General features: G+C 79.3%; 2 pseudogenes. Both read left to right on the forward strand.

Features of this window, described 5'->3' with window-relative positions:
- Positions 1-326: 326 nt before the first annotated feature.
- Positions 327-962 (forward strand): annotated as a pseudogene (locus ACMA1D_RS31830) (glycosyltransferase); the annotation flags it as partial.
- A gap of 1,346 nt (positions 963-2,308) precedes the next feature.
- Positions 2,309-3,010, forward strand: a pseudogene (locus ACMA1D_RS31835) (hypothetical protein); the annotation flags it as partial.

Genomic DNA, 3,010 nt, shown 5'->3' on the forward strand with positions numbered 1-3,010 from the left:
GGCCCGGGGCGGGCGGCCCCGGGCCGTACGGGGCGGGCTGCCCCGCGGCCGGGCCTGCGGGTGTGTCGGGCGGGGCGTGGGGGGACGGCGGCCGGGCGACACCCGCCGGGCCGGGGCCGTGGGGCGCGGGTTGCGCGTGCGGCGGTGCGGTCGCGGGTGGTGGTGCGGTCGGTGGTGCGTGCGGCGGCGGGGTCGGCGGTGCGGGTGCTTGCGGTGCGTGGAGCGGGGGCGGTACGTGCGCGTGCGCGGGCGGTGCGTGGGGCCGGATGGACGTGGGCGGTGTGGTCGGTGGCGGGTTCGGGGGCGGTGTGTTCGGGAGGGTGGACTACCGCGCGCAGTGCGTGTTGCTCGCCGCCCAGCTCTTCCCCGACGAGGCGCCGCACGCCCACGCCACCGGCCGTAACCCGGTCTCCTTCGAGGCGCTGGGCGGCCCGGACGCGCCGCACCTCGCCGCCGCGTACGCCACCGGTGGCGTGGTCGTGCGGTCGAGCGTGGTCGACGGCTTTCCGGCCGGTCTGGTGGAGGCGATGTTCTGCGGTCGGGCCACGGTCTCCACGGACGTCGGCGCGACCGGCGAGGTGATCGGCGGCACCGGGCTGCTGGTGCCACCGCGCAACCCGCAGGCCCTCGCCGCGGCCTGTCTCACGCTGCTCCGCGACCCGGACCGGCGCGCCAGGCTCGGCGCCGCCGCCCGTGCCCGGGCGCTGGAACTCTTCACCGTCGAGCAGAACGCCGGCACGTTCCGCAGCATCTACCTGGAGCTCATGTCGCACGCGCCGGTGGCCCAACCGGAGGCCGTACGGGGCGCGGCCGGCGCTCCGGCGCCCTTCGCCCACCCGGCCGAGGCACACGTCCCGGGCCGCTGGACGGCCCCCCGCGCCGCCCGCCCCGCGCCGGGCCGCCCGCTGCCCCGTTGGGCCCGTACGGAGCCCGAGCAGGCGCCGGCGGCTGCCGGCACCCCGCAGCCGGACGTGCTGGCGCACCTGGACGGGTCCTCGCACACGGGTGAGCCCTCGCGGGCCGGCGCGCTGGCGCAGGCCGGTGGGCCCTCGCGAGCCGGTGGCCCTCCGCGCACCGATGGCGCCTCGCAGACCGGTGGACTCGCGCAGACCGACGCGCTCGCGCAGGCCGGTGGTCCCGCGCTGGTGGCGGGTGCGGCGGCGGCTTCCGCTCGGACGCCGGCGGCCGGGGACGAGGCGCGCATCGAGGTGGCCGCGGTGGCGTGGGCCGGGCCCGGCGGACGGACGGGGGACGGCGCATGACGACGCCCGACACCACACCCACCCCCGCGCGCGGGGCAGGTGCTCCGCCCGCCACCGAACCGGGGGAGGGCCCGCACCACGCGACCGCCGAACTAGGTGGCCCCTCCACGCCTCCCCCCACCCCTGCCCACCCCTACCCGGCGCGTCGGGAAGCGGCTCACGGTCCTGACCCCGTTGTGGAACCCTTGCCGCCCGCGACGCCCGAAACGCCAGCAACTCCCGGAATTCAAAAGCCAGTTGACGTACGTCCGGAGCGGGCGTCGGAGGTGGATGCGGGCACCCTGCGGTTCGCTGCGATCGGCGGGCGGGCGGAGCGTTCGGTGGGGGAGCGGGCGGGGGGTGCCTGGCCGGGCCGGTTCGTCGACCCGGTAAGGGAGTTGCTGCACCAGCACCGCGAGCTCTGCCGGCGGGCCGTTGACCCGCTGGAGATCGCCGCCGGGCTTGAGGCGTGCGGCATCGGTGACCGCGCCGCTGCGCGCTATCGGCACCGCGATGTTTTCGCGCTGGCCGAGGAGTTGTACGCGAGGGCGCCCCGGTCCGAAGCGCGGCCCGGGGCCGGATCGCCGTCCGGCGCGGACCGGTACGCGGCCGGTGGGAGGGGCTGGCCCGGCGGCGCCGGCGAGGGCGATGGGGTCGGCGGTGCCGACAGGGCTGGTGGGGCTGGTGGGGGCAGTGGCACTGGAGGGGCCGGCCGGCGCCAACCTCGCCCCGCCGCTCCCGCCGCTCCCGCCGCTCCCGCCGCTCCCGCCGCTCCCGCCGCTCCCGCCGCTCCCGCCGGCGGAGGGCGCGCCGGTGATGGCCTCGGCCGGGCCGGCGTGGCGCCCGCGGTGCACGGTGTGCGGGCCGCGGCATTCCCCGCGGAGGCTTCGGGGGCGCAGGAAGGCGCCGGCTGGGGCGCAGGCGTAACGGGCGTTCCTCGTAAGGGAGTTGGGTCACCGGAAACCCCTCGGCGGCGTCGTGGTGTCGGATTCGGGGCGCGCCGGCGAGGGGCGCGGGTCCGGCGGCCCCTGGCGCCTCTGAAGTCCCTGGCGGCGCTGGCGGCGCAGTTGGTCCCCGGCCTGCTGTATCTGCTCACGCTCGCCGTACTGGACCGGGCCGGGGCCGCCCCCCTCGCGGCGCGGTGCGGAGTGGGGGCGGGCGGTGCCGTCCTGGTCGGCGTGACCGCGTTCTGGTGCCTGCGCCGCCGGCCCGACCCGGCGCCCGGTCCGGGCGCGGTCCCCCGCGCGGGACGGGCGGCCTGGGTGTGGCGCTGCTGGCTGCTCGGGCAACTCGTGCTGGGCGGTTGGCTGTTGGAGTACCTGCGGGCGGGTGGCACCGGTGCCGGCTGGATCGGTGGTGCGGCGCCGTACCTGGGGCAGCCGCGCCCCGGTGCGCTGCGCGCGGCCCTGCCCGAGTTGGGCCGCGCGGCCACGCCCGGCGGGATCGGGGTGGTGGTGCTGGTCGCGGCGGTGCCGCCGGCCGTGTGGTGTGCGCGACGGTGCACGGCGCTGATCCGGTCGCGGCTGGCGGCGAGCCGGGACCTCGCCTCCTTCGCGGCCGGCGCGCGGGGCGCGTTCCTGAGCACGTCACTGCTGTTCGCCCTCGCACTCGGCGTGCTGCTCGGCGCGGCCCGCTACGCCCTGCCGCGGCCCGGCTTCGGGGCCGCCGCCGCGCTCGCCGCCGGCGCCTTCGGGCTGCTGCTCCACACCGCCCGGCTGCTGGTGGCGCACGGCTTCGCCCGCGCCGCGCGCCGCGGGCTCGCGCTGGCC

Source organism: Streptomyces sp. 796.1 (assembly GCF_047525675.1).
In the GTDB taxonomy this organism is placed as follows: Bacteria; Actinomycetota; Actinomycetes; order Streptomycetales; family Streptomycetaceae; genus Streptomyces.